This is a genomic window from Clostridium sp. CM037, assembly GCF_055081095.1.
In genome coordinates this window covers 559,388-578,258 of the sequence record NZ_CM143650.1, presented here as the reverse complement: position 1 = coordinate 578,258, position 18,871 = coordinate 559,388, and the positions used below count along the sequence as shown (strand labels likewise).

General features: G+C 29.9%; 21 protein-coding genes and 1 pseudogene. 7 read left to right on the top strand and 15 right to left on the bottom strand.

Annotation, left to right across the window (positions count from 1 at the left end):
• Positions 1 to 139: 139 nt before the first annotated feature.
• Positions 140 to 271 (top strand): annotated as a pseudogene (locus tag ACWJKP_RS02990) (IS3 family transposase); the annotation flags it as partial.
• 72 nt (positions 272 to 343) lie between these two features.
• Here ACWJKP_RS02990 and ACWJKP_RS02985 read toward each other — a convergent pair.
• Together ACWJKP_RS02985 and ACWJKP_RS02980 are read right to left on the bottom strand one after the other, a co-directional pair.
• Positions 344 to 784 (bottom strand): hypothetical protein, encoded by a 441-nt coding sequence (locus tag ACWJKP_RS02985; RefSeq protein ID WP_165413855.1) that lies wholly within the window; start codon positions 782 to 784, stop codon positions 344 to 346.
• Positions 781 to 1,260 (bottom strand): DUF3990 domain-containing protein, encoded by a 480-nt coding sequence (locus ACWJKP_RS02980; RefSeq protein WP_165413854.1) that lies wholly within the window; start codon positions 1,258 to 1,260, stop codon positions 781 to 783. Before ACWJKP_RS02980 ends, ACWJKP_RS02985 begins: the two co-directional genes overlap by 4 nt.
• 209 nt (positions 1,261 to 1,469) lie before the next feature.
• Here ACWJKP_RS02980 and ACWJKP_RS02975 point away from each other — a divergent pair, with 209 nt between their 5' ends.
• From ACWJKP_RS02975 to ACWJKP_RS02955, 5 genes are all read left to right on the top strand, one after another.
• A complete protein-coding gene (locus tag ACWJKP_RS02975) occupies positions 1,470 to 1,694 on the top strand; it encodes a DUF1659 domain-containing protein (RefSeq protein WP_165413853.1) in 225 nt (74 codons plus the stop codon).
• Positions 1,695 to 1,754: 60 nt separating this feature from the next.
• Positions 1,755 to 1,991 (top strand): DUF2922 domain-containing protein, encoded by a 237-nt coding sequence (locus ACWJKP_RS02970; RefSeq protein ID WP_165413852.1) that lies wholly within the window; start codon positions 1,755 to 1,757, stop codon positions 1,989 to 1,991.
• A 258-nt stretch (positions 1,992 to 2,249) separates the two neighbouring features.
• The gene (locus ACWJKP_RS02965; protein WP_165413851.1) at positions 2,250 to 2,411 is read left to right on the top strand and encodes a YvrJ family protein; all 162 of its coding nucleotides are present in this window, start codon (positions 2,250 to 2,252) and stop codon (positions 2,409 to 2,411) included.
• Positions 2,412 to 2,607: 196 nt separating this feature from the next.
• Positions 2,608 to 2,832, top strand: coding sequence for a DUF1659 domain-containing protein (locus ACWJKP_RS02960; protein ID WP_165413850.1), 225 nt, complete (start codon positions 2,608 to 2,610; stop codon positions 2,830 to 2,832).
• Between the two features lie 62 nt (positions 2,833 to 2,894).
• Positions 2,895 to 3,131: a DUF2922 domain-containing protein gene (locus tag ACWJKP_RS02955; RefSeq protein WP_165413849.1), complete on the top strand. Its 237-nt coding sequence runs from the start codon at positions 2,895 to 2,897 to the stop codon at positions 3,129 to 3,131.
• A gap of 138 nt (positions 3,132 to 3,269) precedes the next feature.
• On the opposite strand, the gene ACWJKP_RS02950 is transcribed toward ACWJKP_RS02955, so the two are convergent.
• From ACWJKP_RS02950 to ACWJKP_RS02935, 4 genes are all read right to left on the bottom strand, one after another.
• Positions 3,270 to 3,770, bottom strand: a complete 501-nt coding sequence (locus tag ACWJKP_RS02950) for a VanZ family protein (protein WP_165413848.1) — start codon at positions 3,768 to 3,770, stop codon at positions 3,270 to 3,272.
• Positions 3,771 to 3,870: 100 nt separating this feature from the next.
• Positions 3,871 to 4,011: a sugar nucleotide-binding protein gene (locus ACWJKP_RS02945; protein ID WP_165413847.1), complete on the bottom strand. Its 141-nt coding sequence runs from the start codon at positions 4,009 to 4,011 to the stop codon at positions 3,871 to 3,873.
• Positions 4,012 to 4,234: 223 nt separating this feature from the next.
• Positions 4,235 to 4,681 carry a hypothetical protein gene (locus ACWJKP_RS02940; protein WP_165413846.1) on the bottom strand — a complete coding sequence of 149 codons (447 nt, stop codon included), beginning with the start codon at positions 4,679 to 4,681 and terminating at the stop codon, positions 4,235 to 4,237.
• Positions 4,674 to 5,129 carry a DUF3990 domain-containing protein gene (locus ACWJKP_RS02935; RefSeq protein ID WP_165413845.1) on the bottom strand — a complete coding sequence of 152 codons (456 nt, stop codon included), beginning with the start codon at positions 5,127 to 5,129 and terminating at the stop codon, positions 4,674 to 4,676. The genes ACWJKP_RS02940 and ACWJKP_RS02935 overlap by 8 nt, the downstream gene beginning before the upstream one ends.
• A 270-nt stretch (positions 5,130 to 5,399) precedes the next feature.
• On the opposite strand from ACWJKP_RS02935, the gene ACWJKP_RS02930 reads away from it, so the two are divergent.
• A complete protein-coding gene (locus ACWJKP_RS02930; RefSeq protein ID WP_224578683.1) occupies positions 5,400 to 6,935 on the top strand; it encodes a transposase in 1,536 nt (511 codons plus the stop codon).
• Positions 6,936 to 7,511: 576 nt separating this feature from the next.
• Here the strand turns inward: ACWJKP_RS02930 and ACWJKP_RS02925 are convergent.
• The 9 genes from ACWJKP_RS02925 to ACWJKP_RS02885 form a co-directional block, all read right to left on the bottom strand.
• The gene (locus tag ACWJKP_RS02925) at positions 7,512 to 8,654 is read right to left on the bottom strand and encodes a Fic family protein (protein ID WP_165413769.1); all 1,143 of its coding nucleotides are present in this window, start codon (positions 8,652 to 8,654) and stop codon (positions 7,512 to 7,514) included.
• 209 nt (positions 8,655 to 8,863) lie between these two features.
• Complete coding sequence (locus tag ACWJKP_RS02920) at positions 8,864 to 10,768, bottom strand: hypothetical protein (protein WP_165413770.1); 1,905 nt, start codon at positions 10,766 to 10,768, stop codon at positions 8,864 to 8,866.
• Position 10,769: 1 nt separating this feature from the next.
• Positions 10,770 to 11,861 carry a glycosyltransferase gene (locus tag ACWJKP_RS02915; protein WP_165413771.1) on the bottom strand — a complete coding sequence of 364 codons (1,092 nt, stop codon included), beginning with the start codon at positions 11,859 to 11,861 and terminating at the stop codon, positions 10,770 to 10,772.
• Positions 11,862 to 11,970: 109 nt separating this feature from the next.
• Positions 11,971 to 13,332 carry an oligosaccharide flippase family protein gene (locus tag ACWJKP_RS02910; RefSeq protein ID WP_165413772.1) on the bottom strand — a complete coding sequence of 454 codons (1,362 nt, stop codon included), beginning with the start codon at positions 13,330 to 13,332 and terminating at the stop codon, positions 11,971 to 11,973.
• A gap of 35 nt (positions 13,333 to 13,367) precedes the next feature.
• Complete coding sequence (locus ACWJKP_RS02905; RefSeq protein ID WP_165413773.1) at positions 13,368 to 14,417, bottom strand: alcohol dehydrogenase catalytic domain-containing protein; 1,050 nt, start codon at positions 14,415 to 14,417, stop codon at positions 13,368 to 13,370.
• Positions 14,417 to 15,127, bottom strand: coding sequence for a 2-C-methyl-D-erythritol 4-phosphate cytidylyltransferase (gene ispD / locus ACWJKP_RS02900; RefSeq protein ID WP_165413774.1), 711 nt, complete (start codon positions 15,125 to 15,127; stop codon positions 14,417 to 14,419). Before ispD ends, ACWJKP_RS02905 begins: the two co-directional genes overlap by 1 nt.
• Positions 15,128 to 15,139: 12 nt before the next feature.
• Positions 15,140 to 16,219 carry a CDP-glycerol glycerophosphotransferase family protein gene (locus ACWJKP_RS02895; protein WP_165413775.1) on the bottom strand — a complete coding sequence of 360 codons (1,080 nt, stop codon included), beginning with the start codon at positions 16,217 to 16,219 and terminating at the stop codon, positions 15,140 to 15,142.
• Positions 16,220 to 16,294: 75 nt separating this feature from the next.
• Positions 16,295 to 17,710 (bottom strand): O-antigen ligase family protein, encoded by a 1,416-nt coding sequence (locus ACWJKP_RS02890; RefSeq protein WP_165413776.1) that lies wholly within the window; start codon positions 17,708 to 17,710, stop codon positions 16,295 to 16,297.
• Positions 17,711 to 17,726: 16 nt separating this feature from the next.
• Positions 17,727 to 18,869: a glycosyltransferase family 4 protein gene (locus tag ACWJKP_RS02885; protein ID WP_165413777.1), complete on the bottom strand. Its 1,143-nt coding sequence runs from the start codon at positions 18,867 to 18,869 to the stop codon at positions 17,727 to 17,729.
• Positions 18,870 to 18,871: the final 2 nt, after the last annotated feature.

The following is an 18,871-nucleotide window of genomic DNA, read 5'->3' as shown; positions in this document are numbered from 1 at the left end:
CTGAGGTGAAAAAGATTCCACTAAGGATTAACTTGGTGGAATCTTTTTTCATGTAAATCATAGTTATATAGATATTAGCCTGCGATAGTCAGCAGATTTATTATCATTATGTGAGGATTAAAAATAAAGCGTTAAGAAAGAGTCCTGTACTACGCTTGAAAATGTTAAGAAAATGATAGATAGGTATATCACATATTATAATAATTATAGATACCAGTGGGACTTGAAAAAGATGGCTCCTGTACAATACAGAAACCATCTCTTAGCTTGATAGCACCTTTTTTTTAGAGTGTCCTTGACATAGGTAACAGTTTAGATTGGTATTCTTATTTTTTTATTTCTTCTACTCTAAAATTTCTCCCTGTTCATAACAAACTTTAAGATATTGTGGTGTCATATAATAGATTGCCATATTGTAATCATCTATATAACTATTTATCCAAGAGTTATACACCTCTATTAATGTTATAACTAAATCTGTGCTATATACATTTTCTATAAGTCTTTGATATACCGCACCAATACTCCAATAATCTGGTATATTATACTTGCAATCATTAACATTATCAAAATGACCTTTTTCTATTTTGTATTCTTCTATAAACCTATCAGCTACAGCCGCTATTTGTTCAGAATGAAATACATCCGCATATTCCAATATATGTCTAATAGCTTCTTCACCTAGAAGATTTACTATATCATAACGTTTATTTTTAGTTTCACGCCCAATGAATTCTATCAAGCTACATGTATAGTAAAGATTATTACTTATTTTTGATTTCATCTTAAATTATAGCTCCTTTCATAGGTTAAACACGCTAATGCTCTTGCTGTATGAAAACTTATTTGATGTGTCGGATATCTAAACTTTGCTAATTCCCAAAATGCATTTCTAGATATTTTACCTTCAACAAAATCCTGTAGATAATTATAAATAGTATCATCTGCCATAGGTCCCTCTACTAAATCATACCCATGACTTCCACCATTTCTACACATAACTATAAAATCTAACCACTCATCATTCATTTCTTCAAACTGCTTAACATTCAACTGTTCACTAATAGTACAATTATATATACTAACTACACTTTTACGTATATCACGTAGAGCCCATCGCTCTGCTTGTTCTGGCAATATTGTGCAATAAAATCCCCAATAAAAATCCTTTGTATACCTTCCAATCCTAATTTCAGGATTTGTAATAACTTCATCACTACCATGATAAATTGTTAATGTGTTATTTATAATTTTATTCATAAATATTCTCCTTAAATTTGTTCTACAATTTAAATATATTCTATGTACTAATTATATCATAAAAATTAAAAGTTAGTCTGTGTGCTCATATAAGATGCAAAAAACCCGAAGCCCTTATGTATATATATAAATTTTTCAAAACTCCGCACAAAATTTCGGAGCAGCATATATATTTAGTGAAAGCAAAATAAAAGGAAGGAGTGATCAACATGGCAGTCGTATCTACAAAGGTATCAAGCGCACTAAAACTCACTATGAAAGTAGGGGTCGACATCGATGGTAATGACAAATTCGCAACAAAAACACTAGGTAATTTAAAAGTTACTGCAGAGGACGAGGACATTTTTGCAATAGGAAAAGCTATATCTAACATTAAAACTTATCCATTATTTACACTAGACAGACAAGACCAATTTAGCTTAGTTATGGAATAGTTTTTCAACTTAAAATTTAGAGTTAAATTAAATTAAATAATTAAAAGGAGGAAAAGACATATGCATAAATTAGTTATGAGATTTTTAACATCAATAGAAGGTAAATATTTTACTTTAACCGTAGATGATATTAAAACTGACGAAGAGGGAGTGCCAACTATAAAAGAAGCTGAGGTAAATGCTCTTATGGATCTAGTTATTGCAAAGAACATTTTTGCATCAGCGAGTGGCAGCTTAACAGGCAAGAAAGATGCTAAATTAGTTACTACTGATACTAATGAAATTGAAGTAGCATAGTAAAATTATTACTTGAGGTGCTATAAATCATCACCTGAGGTGAAAAAGATTCCACTAAGGATTAACTTGGTGGAATCTTTTTTCATGTAAATCATAGTTATATAGATATTAGCCTGCCATAGTCATCAGAATTTTTATCATCGTGTGAGGATTAAAAATAAAGCGTTATAAAAGCTTAAAAATATATTTAAGAAACCTATAGAAAACAATTAGAAAAAGCATATATATTATCTATAGCGGTGAGGGAGGTAATGTACCATGTATGATACATTAGTTAAACTGGTTAATACAGTTGGCTTCCCTATAGGTGTGAGCATATATTTATTGGTTAGGTTTGAGAAGAAAATTGAGGATCTCAATAAATCTATATCTGATTTAACTATAGTTATATCCACCGTTATAGGAAAATACGAAAAATAAGGGTACCAGATTGGTATTCTTATTTTTTTATTTCTCCTACTCTAAAATTTCTCCCTGTTCATAACAAACTTTAAGATATTGTGGTGTCATATAATAGATTGCTATATTGTAATATAAATTTTTCAAAACTCCGCACAAAATTTCAGAGCAGCATATATATTTAGTGAAAGCAAAATAAAAGGAAGGAGTGATCAACATGGCAGTTGTATCTACAAAGGTAGCAAGCGCACTAAAACTCACTATGAAAGTGGGGGTTGATATTGATGGCAACGACAAATTCGCAACAAAAACACTAGGTAATTTAAAAGTTACTGCAGTGGATGAGGACATTTTTGCAATAGGAAAAGCTATATCTAATATTAAAACTTATCCATTATTTACACTAGACAGACAAGACCAATTTAGCTTAGTTATGGAATAGTTTTTCAACTCAAAATTTAGAGTTAAATTAAATAAAATAAAATTAAAAGGGGGAAAAGACATATGCATAAATTAGTTATGAGATTTTTAACATCTATAGAAGGTAAATATTTCACTTTAACCGTAGATGACATTAAAGCTGACGAAGAGGGAGTGCCAACTATAAAAGAAGCTGAGGTAAATGCTCTTATGGATCTAGTTATTGCAAAGAACATTTTTGCATCAGCGAGTGGTAGCTTAACGGGCAAGAAAGATGCTAAAGTAGTTACTACTGATACTAATGAAATTGAAGTAGCTTAGAAAGATAGTTTCTCGCACTAAACTGGTATCTATAGAACAGACACTTTGAAAAAAGTGCTTGATCTATAGGTGCTTTTTTGCATGTTTTAATATGAAGCTATTGTCCATAGGTTAGAGTTCCATACTATAAAAAAAACTTCAGTGAGAGTTTTTATTAATCGAATATCTAGCATATATCTTATAATATGCTAGATAAAAAAATCCCAAGCCTATTAAAGCACCTCCGAAGTCTATTAGAACATCGCTTACTGATGAGCCCCTACCTAAAACAAACATTTGATGGTATTCATCCGTTACTGCATAAAATAAACACGTAAACATTATACAAAATAAGGCATCCCATTCTTTAAGTCCAAATAAAAATAAAAAATTTGCAACAAACACTGCTAATATACCATACTCAATTGCATGTGCATTTTTTCTAATAAGTATATTTATTTTTTTATCTCTTGAACTTTTGGGTAACACACTGGGTTTCGCCTTAGTTAAATTATTTTTACCCTCTAAAGCATTCTTATTGTTTCTTATAGATTGAACAATCTCATAACTTCGCAAATTTGATAATGAACTAGGTTTAGAAGAATTATAAAATATTAATCCCATCCATAATAAGCATAATACAATACTTAGTTTTTTCAATATATCACCATCCAATCTTCCAATAAAATATATTATATCATATTTCTAATTTTAATATTTAATAGCTAGTGTGGTGAATTATTTGTTATCACTGATTACTTTATTTTAAATATTCACCAATTGCTTCTTGCCAAGTCCTAGTTATATCCCCAGTAGTTAGCTCCATCATATAATTTCTAAGCACTGAATATTCTGGTCTTTTTGCTGACCTTTTAAATTCATCGGTTAATTCGCAAAACAAAAATAAAAGGGATAATTTTTTAAATTATCCCTTTTATTGCGCCCATTTTAAAAACTAATTTCAGTGGGTTATCATCACTAATTTTTTCAAGTTCTATTTTTTCTACATCAATAGTTTTAAAGTTATCTATTAATATATCATTTTCTAACTCTGGTAATTTATATACATAGCTTTTATCTTTTCCACTATCACCTTTATAAGTATATATTGCTGCAGCCTAACTTTATGCTAATAGTTTTCCTTCTAAATAAGAATACTTTAAATATTCTGGAGCACTATAATATACTGATGAATTAAAATCTGAAATCTCATCACTAATAAATGATTGAAATACTGCGTATAGAACATCTACTGTATTCTCTTGTTCTAAACATACATCTATTATTAATCTTTGATATTCTTTGCCTATTGCTTGAAAACTTGGTACATTATATTTACATAACCCTACTGAATCAAAATCACCTTCTTGGATATTAAAATACTCTATTATCTCATCTGATACTTGCTCAAATGATAAACAATGATTAACATCAGCAAGTCCTAGCTGTCTATTTAACTCCTTTTTTCCAAGTATTTCTACAATAATTGATCTTCTGTTTTTCGTCTTTCTTCCTATAAATTCTATGAGTGAACAAAGATAAAATAAATTATTTTTTTGAGTATCATTCATTTATAATTTCACTCCTCTCAAATTTAAGACAGTCTAATGCTTTTAATGTATGAAAACTTATTTGATGAGTGGGATGTTTAAATTTTGCTAACTCCCAAAAAATATTTCTATTAATTTCTCCAGTTAAAAAATCATTTACATAATTCCAAACAGTATCATCTGCCATTGGCCCTTCTACTATATCATACTCATGTACTAATCCATTTCTACAAGTTGCAATAAAATCTAACCATTCATCAGTCATATTTTCAAATTTTAATATTTTCAACTCTTTATTTTCTGTGTAAGTATAATAATTAACTGTAGCATCTTCTCTATTTCTTTTAGTCCACTTTTTAGCTTGTTCAAAATTATTAGTGCAATAAAACCCCCACGAAAAATCTTTTGTATATCTACTTTTTCTTATCTCCGGGAATTCAACAACTTCTCCTGATGCATGATACAACATAAAATACTCACCCCTCTTTACATGTTATAGTACTCTCGGAAACTCTCAAGCCATTGCTAATTCTAGGTTCATTTTTATTCATATATCAACTTCACCCCAGAATTTCTTCGGGTTTTATATCTTTCGGGTAGCATAGATAGTCTAAGCTATCCCTAGTATTATCGATTTTTTTTAATTAAATAGTTTTAAATAAGACTTGACAGCAGTAAAAATTTCGCAAAATGAATTTTGTATATTATTACCATTTTTCATTTATAAGGAGTGATTTTTATGTTAACTGTTAAGGCCTCACATACTCAATATCAAAATTTTGTTGAAACATTTCTAGAAAAATTCTTTATTCAAAATAATCAAGAAATTACTTTGTTTGAGCGTAGTTCAATAATAACAAAAATCTGGTCTGCCGACCTAACCGGAATTGTCCCTCTAATACAAAGTGCTTATTCTAAATCCAATCAAGGGGCTCCGCCCAAAGATGCGGTAGCTTTACTCAGATCACTTATTATTATGGCTTATTGTAAAGAAACCAGCATATCATCTTGGATAAAGACATTACGTTCAGAACCGTTTTATGCAATTCTGTCAGGCTTTATCCCTGCTTGCTACTCGCCTTTTAAAGCCGAAGGCATAGTTGCTGATCAAATACCTGGCATAGGTACTTTTTATGATTTTATGGATAGGCTGATTCATAAGGATAAAATCCTATATAAATCCAAACTGCGTAAATTGAAACGTAAACCAAGTAAAAAACAAAAGAAAAACCAAAAGATGAATAACTCCAAATCTGGTGTAGTCGAACGTTTAGTTAAAAGAATCTTAAAATATGATAATTCTAAGCTTTCTGACAGAATAGAATCCAAAATGAACAACATACTTAAGGAATTATTTGTTATTCCTTCCTTATCAATGGGCATTTTGGGTGACCCTTCTAAACTAAATATTGCTGGTGATGGAACTTGTATGCCTACACAGGCTTCGCCTTATGGTAAAAAAGTTTGTGATTGCAAACTTAAACCAGGAGAGCATTGTGCTTGTTATCGAAAGTTTACCGATCCCAGTGCTAGCTGGGGTTGGGATAGCTTTAATGAACACTATTACTATGGTCAAACTTATCACGGGTTCACTGCCTGTGATAGTTTTTACAGCCTACCTATCCATATTAAATTTGTTAGTGCAGCACGGCATGATTCTGTTACCGGTGTTTATGCACTTAAAGAGATTGTAGATTTATACCCTGAAATTAAATTCTATTCCGTAGCCTTAGATTCTGCCTATGATGCTAATGCATTTTATCTTTTATGCATGCATTATGGAATAAATCCTATTATTGATTTAAATTCACGTTCTTTAAAACCTTCATCAGGCAGTGATTTTGTTGAACTTGACGATAAGGGCATTCCTCATGGGAAAATTTGTGGACATCAGCTTCGTAATTGGGGAATCGTCCGTAAGGAATTTAGGCATAAATGGTTATTCCCAGTTCAATGTGACCACTGTGAAAAATGTCCTATTAAAAGCAAGAAAATTTATTACACTAAAACATTAGATAATCCAAGATATTTTACTCCTATACTAAGAGGTTCAAAGCAATGGAAATCTCTTTATAAACGACGTTCAACTACTGAAAGGTGTTGGGATAGAATAAACAACGACTTCCATGCTGAAAAAGCGATTATCTATTCCGTTGGTCGCAGAATAACAAGAGTATTTCTTGGTGCATTTTGCTGTTTTATAGATGCTTGGGCTAATGAAAAAGAGGTAACAATTGCTGATATCTTCCCGGTTTTCAAGAAAATAGCTGCCTAATTTATAATCAGTTTTAACTCAATAACCAGCCTACGGCTTTTTTAAAATAGTGTATAAAAAAGCCTTTTTATCATGCCTACTATTAATTCAAGTATAGCATTTCATCCAAATAAATACTTTTATTCCTCAAATATGGGAATTGTTAATTATTGTTTTTCGAGTACACTCCATGTTAATTTCTTTATTTTAATTTTAATTACATACTACATATGATTATTTACTAGCTTCTTTTTTATTATATCATTTTTATAATTCCTATTCTATTAATTATAACCATTTAAATAATTAATAGAAGAAAATCTAAAGAATAGTAGATTATTAATATGGAGTTCACTTATATTTTCTAGCAACTTGTGGAATATATGCTTTGAATTTAATCTCACCTTTATTATTGGCCTACGTTTAATAATAGTGTTGATAATATGACAATTTTTAAGGGAAGCCAAAAATGGCTTCCCTTAATTCACATTTTAAGAATATTATTTATCTACCTTTCTAATTTTCGACGTTACACCAACTACTATATTTACAACAGTTGATATAAATTCGTATTAAAACACTGTTGTAGTACATTAATTATCTTAAAATATTAATTAAATCGTAAAAATAATATTTTCTATTTCTTGGTCTTTTATCTGAATAAATTATTTTTGCCTCCACTAGTTTTCTTAAATAACCATCCAAAGTTGTTGTAGGAATCTTTACATTACTACTTATTTTACTTTTTGTGAAAATAGGGAATTCAAATATAACATCTATAACCTCTCTCATTTTGCTACTATCAATTATTTCTATGCTTTTATTTATAGCTATACTATATAATTCATTTATTTTTTCTATTTTAGCCATTAATTTGTTTGATTCATTTATACATGCAGATAAAAAGAAGTCTATCCAGTCAGAATAAATTTTTCTTGCTACTGCAATATCTTTTTTATATTGCTCTTCATCGTCTTCTTTACCTATCACAATAACCCTAGTTGCATTTAAAAGATCATAATATTTAAACTTGTCTTTTTCTAAACTTTCACTAACAAATAAATTAGCACTACTTATGAATCCCTTATTGTATAAATATAAAGGAATTAGTATCCTTCCTATTCTACCATTACCGTCTAAAAAAGGGTGAATTGTCTCAAACTGTGAATGAATTAATGCTATTTTAATTAAATCGTTAGTTTCATCATCTTCATTTATAAATTTTTCTAAGTTACTCATGTAACTGTCTACAAGCTGTGGTTCTGGTGGAATATATGAAGCATTTTCTAGCGTGCACCCTTGTGTCCCTATATAATTTTGAACAGTTCTAAATTCTCCTGGAGTTTTACCTCCGCCTCTCACACCACCACCAAGTAATGTCCTGTGCAAATTTTTTATTAATCTACTACTTATAGGTAATCTTTCTAGACCATATACTCCTTCTTGTAGTGCAACATGATAATTTATTACTTCTTTAATATCATCCGTAACATTTTTTTCATCTGATCTATACTCTAACATATCATCCATAGTCGCTTGAGTACCTTCAATTTTAGAAGATTCTAAAGCTTCTTTTAATGAGAATAAATCCATTAAAAGAGCAGGTCTTATTTTTGAATTTTTCAATTTTTCATTATAAATAGCAATTTCTTTATTTGCTTTTATTACTTTATTAAATAATCTTTCCTTATCAATTAATTCTTCATTAGGTAGTGTGAATGGTACATATGGTTTTTCCATTGTTAACTCTCCTTATTTAAAACTATTTTACTAATATTATCGTTTCTATTACTATAAAGTATACCATTTAAAACGAAAAAATATACTAATTTGTTTTATTTCCTTTTTAACATAGTGATTATATTTTTTTAGTTGTAAGTACGTTCACAACTAAAAAAGGGCAACTAGGGTATATATTTATATTAACATATACCCTAGTTGCTCTAATTCTACTCTACTTTTTTAAGAACAACACTGTCATTATTCTTTTTTACATAATATAAAGTATCCTTTTTAATGGATTTACTCCCACCTTCAAAAATTTCTCCATAGGTTTTGTTAAACCCATCATTAGTTTTAAATATATACACGTAGCTATACTCATTTTTCAGTTTTTCTGCCCACTCTTTTGCACTTATGTCTTTAGTCCAAATATCACCTTTATAATATGGCATGCCAAGACTCCAACTGCCTACGCCCAAATTAGTTTTTATAGGTGTTATATTATATCTGCTAACCCAATAATCAAAACCATTAGTTGCAACAGAAATAAAATACAATTTATCAGTTTTAGGGTTTAATACCCCTTTTATCTTTGTTATAGGCGCATAAGGTCTACGTTCTTCTATTGTATTTTTTATATTGTAAGGGGCCAATATAGTATTACTTATAACTGGAGTTACATTTGTAATTAACAATAAAAACAATAACATGAAAATAGTACATGATTGCTTAAATTTAGAATCGTAATCTTTTTCTTTTAAACATATGATTACAACTAGAAAAATCAAGACAGCTAAAAGATAGGTACTTGTATACCTTGCATAGGATGCTAAATTAGTAGCTTCATACTCTGAATATGTAAACACATATAAAATTAGTAATGAGGCAGTGTATATAATACCTCCCATGAATACTGTTATAACTCCTAATGAATACCGACCTTTTTCCTCTTCATTACAAACAAAGGTTATTAGTATAGTAGAAATTGCTATAAGTATTACTACCCAACCCATTAATGATAATTTAAGTATATAGTTTGTTAAAAAAACCTCTGTAATTGCTTTGAAAAAATTATTTATTGTTACAAATTGGTAATGCAATGCATTTCCAGTAAATAAATCTTTAAGATTTTGTAGACCAACTTCGCTTGTATTCCAGGCTACATTCGTTTTTGTGATTTTAAGATACATAGCCCATGATTTTTTTGATATTTTGGCAGCAAATACAGGACATAAAATTAGAACTATTCTTTTTAAAGTATTAATCTTCGTACCCTGATTAATGTATAACTTTAACTCCTCTCTTTTTGCAAACAAGAGATCTACAGCAATTACTAAAATAGCTATAATCGCAAGTCCAAATCCCGGAGCTTTTGTGAGGGTTAATATAAATAAGGTCAAACTTATATTAAGAATTTTAAAAGTACTTAGTTTATTCCCATAATGGGTTATGAGTACATTTGCAAACATAACTCCGAGGATTGCATCCACCATTATATTAGTATAAAAATCCTGGAAGAATGCTAAAGGGAGTATTAACATGAAAACAAACCGAATAACTATCTTGCTAAAGTTTTTGTGTTTTACATTAATAAATATAGGCATCATTAATGAAAAATATAATATGTTCATAGCCCTATATAAGTTACCCTCTGTAAACTCTCCAGATAGTTTTACCCAGAAGTATTCAAATAATGCGGTTGCAGGAGGATACCCCCTAAATGTGGTGGTCGCCTCTGGATGATTACCAAGAGCATCAAATATATACATGTTTTTAACTACAGTTCCCCAATGTGAAAATTCATCCCAAGATGTTAGCATTCTTCCTCTTTGTGCCCACCATGCAATTACGAAGAATATCGTGAATATTACAAACCCCGGTGTTAAAACATTTTCTATGAAAATTTGCCTATTTCTATAAATATTATAACAACAAAAAATGATACTAATTAATCCAATTGCAACTACGGTGTATACACCGATTTTTAATAATCCTAGCATTGCAAATAAATATAAAATAATTATTATTATAAAAATCCACATTGAGAGAGTTTCTTCAATTTTTTTATTAAATTTTAAGGAAATCATAGCAGCTCCAGAGCATAATAACGCAAAGATGAGTATTAAATACATATTACAACTCCTCTGAAATGTTCATTTTCTTAAAAACCCATTCTTTTTGAATTTTATAACTTATAAGTGACAAGATACCGTCTATTATAACTTTTATAGCAACCTCAGAACGTTTGAAAACAAACCAAGTAGCCGATACACTTAGTCCTGACACTAACATAAGTGTTAAACATAACACATAATATCTAACTAACACCAATTTATCATAAGTTTTATGTTTAAATACTGCATTTTTATTTACATTATAATTAAATAACGAAGACATAATTCTGGAAACAATAGTCGATAATAAAATGAAATATTCTGGTGTTATATTATAAAATAGTTTTGTAAACATCGTAAATAAGCCAATGTCCAAAACAAAAGATAAAAATGATGATGACATAAATTTAAAGAAAACTCCGTAAATTTTTATTGAATCTTTTATTGGATTAAAATGGGACGATTTATTTTCTTCTATGTAAATAGTATCAATACATACTTCATCAATAGCAATATTTTTGCTCTTGCATTCAAGTAGCATGTTGGTTTCATACTCAAATCTTTCTCCATTAACACTCATTAAATCCAACGCAAAATCCGATGAAATAGCTCTTAACCCTGTTTGCGTATCACTTACTTTTATTCCAGCTATTAGACCAAACATCCTTCTAGTCATTATGTTTCCAAACCTGCTTCTGAAAGGAATATTTGATTTTGAAAAGTTTCTAGACCCTAATATTAATTTTTCTGGATTATCTATTAACCTCTGTGAAACTTTTATAATATCTTCAATGCCGTGCTGACCATCAGCGTCCGCGGTAACAATGCCAACGCAATCTTCACAATTGTTAAGAAAATAATTAAAACCTGTTTTAAGCGCTCTACCTTTTCCCATATTTTTTGCATGAACCAATATGTTACATTGTTTTTTAAGCCCTAATTCATTAAAAATTGGTTTATACTCCTCACTACTTCCATCATCCACTATGCTAATATTTGTAAAACCTGCCTTTGTAAGATTGTCTACTAAAGTTATTAGTTTAGTATCCGGATTAAAAGCCGGTATCAAAATCGAGATATTTTTTGATATATCTATTTTTTTACCATTCATTGTCGCACTCTCCTTATTAATACTTATATTTAAATTATATCCAAGTAATTTTTAAACAAACAAAAACTACCGAAATGTATTGTTATACATTTCGGTTGTTTTATTCTATTCATTTATGCTTTATCATTAAAAATATGTCTTTAATATCAGCATTAAATAAAATGTATTCTGTAATCATCATACTGATAATAAACATAAACGCTTTGATTAATGATGGAATAGGAATTATCCTAACAATTTGATAACAACACAAATATACTATAAAATGTATTATCTCATTTTTGTGTATTCCAAGTCCCTTAAAGTCAAATGAAGAATATACATACCATACAACTAAAGTAACAAGTGTAGCATATGCAATCATTACGGGATCCTTTAATACATATGTCGCAAATGCATTTAATATAAATGCTAATGCTACCATTTTAGAGGCTACAATTAAATACTCCTTGCCCCTTTTTCCTACTTTATAAAGATTTGCATATAAAACATTTGTTAAAGTAATAAATGGTATCCCTATTATTAATATTCCTAGCACTTCTAAGGATGGTATATATTCTTTTAGGAAGTTCTTTACTATAAACTCCAGCACAAAATAACCAGCAGGTGCAAAACTACATATTAATATAATGTATTTTTTAACATTTGAGACGACTTTTGCGTCATCCTTATTTCTTGCTAAATAAGGATAAAATAGAACTGTTATTGCATTTATTAATACTATAAATAAACTTAGCATTGATACCGCAAAAGAATAAAATGCGAAATCATTGTCTGTAAATTTTATTTTAACAAACCATCTATCCAAAGTAACAAATAGAAGACTTATAACGTTTGCTATCATTATAGTAAAACCCATACTTGTTATGGATTTTATTTCTGAGCGCTTTATTTTTTCTGATTTTTTTGTTGATATAATAATTAACGTTCCAGTAACTATTGCTAAAACCATATTTCCAACAACTTGAATCTGCATATATAAAATTGGCGATTTTATAATTAATATAACTGCAAGAATAGATGCTAAATTCACTATATTTTGCACTATTCTTATTACTACATATTTGTTGAACTCACCTGTCGCTCTATATAATAGAGAAACAAATAACACAATCTGAAACGGTAATATATAAAATACAAAGTACCTAAACGCCATATCTTTTATAAAAAATATTGAAACTATAAATAAAATAGCTACTGCGGCTATTACAATCTTTAGCATAACATAGAAATAGCCTTTTATTTTTTCTTTTTTTATGTCTGTTATATCTTTACCACCCAATATTAAATACATTCCATCTGAGAATCCAAAATGGAGCATTCCTGCATATGTGATATATAACGTAAATGTTTTTAGATAACCATAGGATTGTATATCAAGAACCTTTGGTATCAGTAATCCATTCAATATACCAATCAATATCCCAAAGCACTCTACAAATATTACTCTTAATGATTTTTTTATATTCATTTAATTTCCTCTAATTTCATTTGATTTATATTGCTTTAAAATTTAAAATTCATAATGTGTTTTCCAAGTGCCCTATTTTCTGATTCTGCTTCGAATACTCTATAATAATCTTTAATTCCATAGATAGGTGCTACCTCTAAAATCAATTTTGAAATATCCGATCTAAAGTCAGGTTTTTTAAGTAACTCTGCTGCAAATTTAAAATCTTCTACATTGCTTCTTGTAATTCCATAAAACGCCAATCCTTTTTCTAATATCTTTCGGGTATTAATTTTTATGGGATTTTCTGATACACCTGTTAATACCATTTTGGATCCTGGAAGTATTGAGTTAATAATCTCATCAACTCCACTCTCAGACGCAGCGCCACCTATACATTCAAATGCAACATTAATTTTGCTTTTCTTAATATTTGAATCATTTGAAAGGTAAGTTTGTACACCAACAAATTTATCTAATTTTTCTTTGTTATGGCCTATCACTATAATGGGACCATTGTGTATCTGCTTTAATACGCTACATATTATATACCCAAGGATGCCATCACCCCAAACAGCTATAACGTCATCCGGTTTTAATACTATTCTACGAATTGCTGTATTTGCCACAGAAATTAGTTCTGAGAACACAGCAATATTCGAATCAATATTATCCTCTATCTTTACAAGATTTCCTGCGGGATATGCAATATAATCCTTAGAAAATCCATTGTAACTACTTGAGGCAAATAATGCTTTAGGGCAGTAGTTTTCTCCTAATCTTTTATCACTAGATAAAGCAATATCAAAATCATCTTGTTTATCTTTTGGAATCATTATATTTGGAACTAGTGCAACTTTATCTCCCTTATTAAAGGAGTTTGTAGGATCTTTCACTACAGTACCTACAGCTTCATGAATCAAATTTATTGGATATTTTAAGTTAAGTGTTCGCTCATCACGGCTGCCAAGGTAATACCTTAAATCAGCTTTACATATAGCTGCTGTTTCAATCTTTACCACTACATGTCCTGTACACACTTCTAAATCCTCTATATAAATTTCAAATCTCTTAGATTGAACTATTTTAAATCCTCGCGTTAACATTATATTCTCTCCAGTTTACTCATTTTAATTATGGACTTTAATAAAAGTAAATCTTCCATTGTAGTAATCTTAAAATTGAGTTTATCTCCATTTACTAGATGAACTTTTTCCCCATAATTTAATACTACCCTACAGTCATCAGTAGAGTCTTGAAGTTTCGATTTCGCCGCACTTTTATGAGCATCCATTATAGTTGAGTATTTAAAACTTTGAGGAGTTTGACCTAGATATAACTCTTTTCTCACTGGAATAGACGATATAGTACTGTCGTCACTACTTTGAATTATAGTATCAGTGGCAGGGATAACAGTGTCTACGGCGCCGTATTCTTTAGCCCCTTCAATATTATCACCTATTATTCTATGAGAAATTAGTGGCCTTGCAGCATCATGAATAACTACAATATCATCAGATGTTACATCTTCTTCAATTGCCTTAAGCCCTGCTAAAACGGATTCCTGCCTTGTTTCTCCACCATCCACTATCCATTTCACTTTATTAAGTTCGAACTTTCTAGTCCATATCTTTATATCCTCATGCCATTCCTTAAGGCAAACAACAGCTATTGCATCTATTTGTTCATGTATATCAAATGCTTCGATTGTATGCACAACTATTGGTTTACCATATATATCAATAAACTGCTTAGGTTGATCAACTATACCCATTCTAGTACCTTTTCCACCGGCAAGTATAATAGCAATATTCATAATATCTACCTCCTATTTTTTATCTACAAGATCTAATATTAAACTCCACACTCTTTTGCAGCTATTTCCATCCAAGTAATGATAGAAGTTCTTTTGAGCAGCTTCTCTAATAGCTATATATTCATCCTTTTTGCTCGTATCTTTTATGTAACTCATTAAATTATCAATGCATTTTAATTTAGGACCAGGAGTATCTATATAGCTAGTAAAATCTATAGCAAGTCCTCGTTTTTCTTCATACTGATCTATATCGTATGGCATAAAACAAATTGGTCTATCAAGTACTAAGTAATCCACATAAATTGAGCTATAATCAGTAAGTAGCATGTCAGACACTGCCAGGATACTTTGAGTGGACATTTCTTCATCAAAATCCATTGTTAAAATGTTACTCATATTATCAAATACTTTATCATCTATTAGCCTCTCTAAATAGTGAGGACGATAAATCATTTTCCAATTCTGCTGTCCCATAAACTCATCAAACTTTATCCAGTCCTCTTCAGTAAATGGGAAAGCTTTTTCTATTTCGTAACCTCTCCAAGTTGGACAAAATAATAGAATTTTCTTTCCGAAAGTATTATGTTTTGAATCGAACTTTTCCCTACATCCAGAGATGTATTCTTTATCAAACAACATATCATTTCTTGGTAATCCAAGTGGCATATAGTTTGGAAGAGGACACTTATCAAGTTCTGTAGATCTTAAAAAATACGTGCTATCTCTTTCAGATAGTGTTACAACATTTTTTATTTTAGTTCTAATACCCTTATAGATATCCATTGTTTTTTTAATATCAAGCTCACTATTTCCTGGAGTATTTTTAGTGCCATACCCGTGACTCATAAAAACACCATTTTTAGTTTTTGAAAAAACGCTAGTTGTATAATCAGAAACAACAGCAGAATAATTTTTAAGCATCTGACTTGCTCTTATAATATAGTGTAAGATTTTAATATTTTTATACTTATAAAAACTGCTATATTCCACTACAATGTCAGATCTATTTTGTTTTATGTTTTTTTCATAATAATTGAGTAAAGCTTTTATATTATCTTCAGTTTGAGATGTTAATAATATTCTCTTTTTCAAAGTTTTTCTCCCACCTTAATTATCACCTACGAAGCTATTTATCTTCTGCGAAGCTATTCCCCATAGGTTCTGTATTTAAATGTTACCAGTTTTGCTTTCTTTGTAGTGGTGATCTGCCACTGATGCAATTCCAAGGCAAAACCACATAATATATGTCGCTTGGAAATTTAAAAGTATAAATGATTGTATCAAACTTATAAATGCTGCTGACACAATAGGAAGAACGCAACAAATTCTGAATTGCATTGGAATATTTTTTAATTTAATTACTACATAAAAACAAGCAGAAAATAAACCTGCAAGGTATAATATTAACCCTACTAGTCCCCATCCCATCCAAGTTTCAAGTATGAAATTATGGGCAGGTCGTGGTGCTTTGTTTGCATTGGCTATTTGCTCCTGCATAGGTGTTAATTCTTTTTTCGGTTCTATCTTTTCCGTAGATGTTTTCTCTTTTATAGGTGGTTGCTCCGCAGTTGGTGTTTGTACTTGAGTTTTAGTGGGTATTTCCTTATATGCTACTGCAAATGTACCAGCTCCCAAAACAGGATTCTTTTTTATTGAAGTCCATGCTTTTGCCCAGAATATCCCACGTATTTTATCACTAGCTTCAGTAGTTGCTACACTATCCTCTTCTGCATCTTCAGGTTTTGGTTGTGCAAGGCCTGGAATTCTAGTAACAATAACAGAAAATGATCTATATACATTACTTTTCGATTTCATAAAATTTAGTGATGTAGCAATTATTGTAACAACAATACATGCCATAGTAAATAATATAACTTTTTTAAGTGAACACCATTTAAATCCAAATACTAATAAAAAGGATACTGTAAGTACGCCCCCCATCATTACCCATCCTGAGCGACCCCCGGAAAGGAATGCAAAAACCATACTTATTCCCATATTTGTATATGCAATTGGTGCAATCCATGATGGTAATCTTTTTTCCTTGCTTTCTTTTATTGCCCATACTGTAAAAGAAATAAACATGATACATATATACATATATATATTGATATTATCTAAAAACTTCAATTTTCGAATATCTGAAAATCTAAAACAATCGATTAACTCTCTTATATTTAATGCAGAATAAAGAACTATTATTCCACTTAAAAGCTGGTTTACTTTTGGTTTGTATTCATCAATTAGAAAAAATATAGATGAGCCAAGTATTAATGATCTTATTGGCCATATTGTATCCTTGAATGGTAAATGTAGTATAGTTCGCGCACCAAATAGTATAATGAAATATATACCAAATCCAAACAATATCCTAAATACTTTTTTTGATAATACAGGGAAAATATAATTACGCTTATATAACCCACGATAAATAAACAAGTAAAGAAAAAATCCTATTGCGATTATTTCTGATAAGGCAATGCTCACAGGCCCCATGGGAAATAATACTATAGTTCCTACTATTAATAGGCAGACAAGTTCGATAACCCAAAAACGTTTGTTAAATGATAAAAAAAAGCTCATACTTTCTTCTCCTTTATTACTTTAAGATAATATTTTCTATTCTACCTACAAATGCTTTTCTATTATACTCAGCTAAACATTCATAATAATTTTTCTTAGAATATTTAATATAGTTTTCATTACATTTCTTCATAGCTTCACATATTGAATCTGGATCTTTTTTATTGCATTCTGCTCCATTTTCTCCATCCTTAAATATATCTATTATCCCACCTTGAGTTGTGGTGATAATAGCGAGCCCATTCCCCATTGCTTCTAAAATGGAAATTGGTTGACCTTCATTTGGATAATATGTAGGAAGACAGAATACATGATTATCTTTAAGTAGAGCTGATTTTTTATCACCTTTAACAACCCCATGATATGTAACGTGCCCCCCAAGTTCTTTACTCATTTCATTAACAGTATTAACTATTTCTGCTTCTATGTTACCTGCTAAATTTAAATGAAATTTGAAATTTTCTTTTTTAAGTTTTATGCAAGCCTTCAGTAAATCTAAAATACCTTTGCTCTGCATTAGGTTACTTAAATATAATATTTTTAATTCTTCCATTTTACAATTATTATTCAGTTGTTGATTTTTTTGTAATTTTTGCGCAAATTCTTTCTCTGTCAGCATATATTCGTCCTGAACGCCATTCTCACAAACAAAAACTTTATTTTTTTCAAGTATTCCATCGAACATTGATCTTAATGACTCACCTAGAACTATAACACCATCTGTTTTATTAAAATAAGATGTTAATGCTTTTTGCTTTTTTGCATCTACTGAGTCATACATAACGCGGACAAATCCACCATGAAACTCAATATAACATTTGGTTTTTTTGAAATTAGCCACGTTTATAAATGGAGTATACTTCAAAAATCCCAAATAACTTTGTGCAGGCGTAATATACACTACATCAAATTTCTGAAATAATATCTTGTAGCATCCAATAGCTATTGGCCTAACACTATTTAATATTTTTTTAATACTAAATTTACCTTGTGCCTTTAAACTTGTAAAAGTTCTTTCTGCATTACTATCTATAAATTCAACTTCATGGCCATTTTCTAATAAGCCAGCTAAAAGCATTTGATTAGACACAGACATACCTGTTATAGGGTCTGGAAATGGTCCTATCATTAAAATTTTCTTCTTTTTTTCTGGACTCATTA

Excerpts from the sequence above, each read along its gene's own strand:
- ACWJKP_RS02960 (WP_165413850.1), top strand. The coding sequence starts at position 2,608 with ATGGCAGTTGTATCTACAAAGGTAGCAAGCGCACTAAAACTCACTATG.
- ACWJKP_RS02905 (WP_165413773.1), bottom strand. The coding sequence starts at position 14,417 with ATGTTAACGCGAGGATTTAAAATAGTTCAATCTAAGAGATTTGAAATT.
- ACWJKP_RS02885 (WP_165413777.1), bottom strand. The coding sequence starts at position 18,869 with ATGAGTCCAGAAAAAAAGAAGAAAATTTTAATGATAGGACCATTTCCA.
- ACWJKP_RS02910 (WP_165413772.1), bottom strand. The coding sequence starts at position 13,332 with ATGAATATAAAAAAATCATTAAGAGTAATATTTGTAGAGTGCTTTGGG.
- ACWJKP_RS02925 (WP_165413769.1), bottom strand. The coding sequence starts at position 8,654 with ATGGAAAAACCATATGTACCATTCACACTACCTAATGAAGAATTAATT.
- ACWJKP_RS02930 (WP_224578683.1), top strand. The coding sequence starts at position 5,400 with ATGTTAACTGTTAAGGCCTCACATACTCAATATCAAAATTTTGTTGAA.
- ACWJKP_RS02970 (WP_165413852.1), top strand. The coding sequence starts at position 1,755 with ATGCATAAATTAGTTATGAGATTTTTAACATCAATAGAAGGTAAATAT.
- ACWJKP_RS02915 (WP_165413771.1), bottom strand. The coding sequence starts at position 11,861 with ATGAATGGTAAAAAAATAGATATATCAAAAAATATCTCGATTTTGATA.
- ACWJKP_RS02890 (WP_165413776.1), bottom strand. The coding sequence starts at position 17,710 with ATGAGCTTTTTTTTATCATTTAACAAACGTTTTTGGGTTATCGAACTT.
- ACWJKP_RS02975 (WP_165413853.1), top strand. The coding sequence starts at position 1,470 with ATGGCAGTCGTATCTACAAAGGTATCAAGCGCACTAAAACTCACTATG.
- ACWJKP_RS02965 (WP_165413851.1), top strand. The coding sequence starts at position 2,250 with ATGTATGATACATTAGTTAAACTGGTTAATACAGTTGGCTTCCCTATA.
- ispD (WP_165413774.1), bottom strand. The coding sequence starts at position 15,127 with ATGAATATTGCTATTATACTTGCCGGTGGAAAAGGTACTAGAATGGGT.
- ACWJKP_RS02955 (WP_165413849.1), top strand. The coding sequence starts at position 2,895 with ATGCATAAATTAGTTATGAGATTTTTAACATCTATAGAAGGTAAATAT.
- ACWJKP_RS02940 (WP_165413846.1), bottom strand. The coding sequence starts at position 4,681 with ATGAATGATACTCAAAAAAATAATTTATTTTATCTTTGTTCACTCATA.
- ACWJKP_RS02935 (WP_165413845.1), bottom strand. The coding sequence starts at position 5,129 with ATGTTGTATCATGCATCAGGAGAAGTTGTTGAATTCCCGGAGATAAGA.
- ACWJKP_RS02980 (WP_165413854.1), bottom strand. The coding sequence starts at position 1,260 with ATGAATAAAATTATAAATAACACATTAACAATTTATCATGGTAGTGAT.
- ACWJKP_RS02985 (WP_165413855.1), bottom strand. The coding sequence starts at position 784 with ATGAAATCAAAAATAAGTAATAATCTTTACTATACATGTAGCTTGATA.
- ACWJKP_RS02920 (WP_165413770.1), bottom strand. The coding sequence starts at position 10,768 with ATGTATTTAATACTCATCTTTGCGTTATTATGCTCTGGAGCTGCTATG.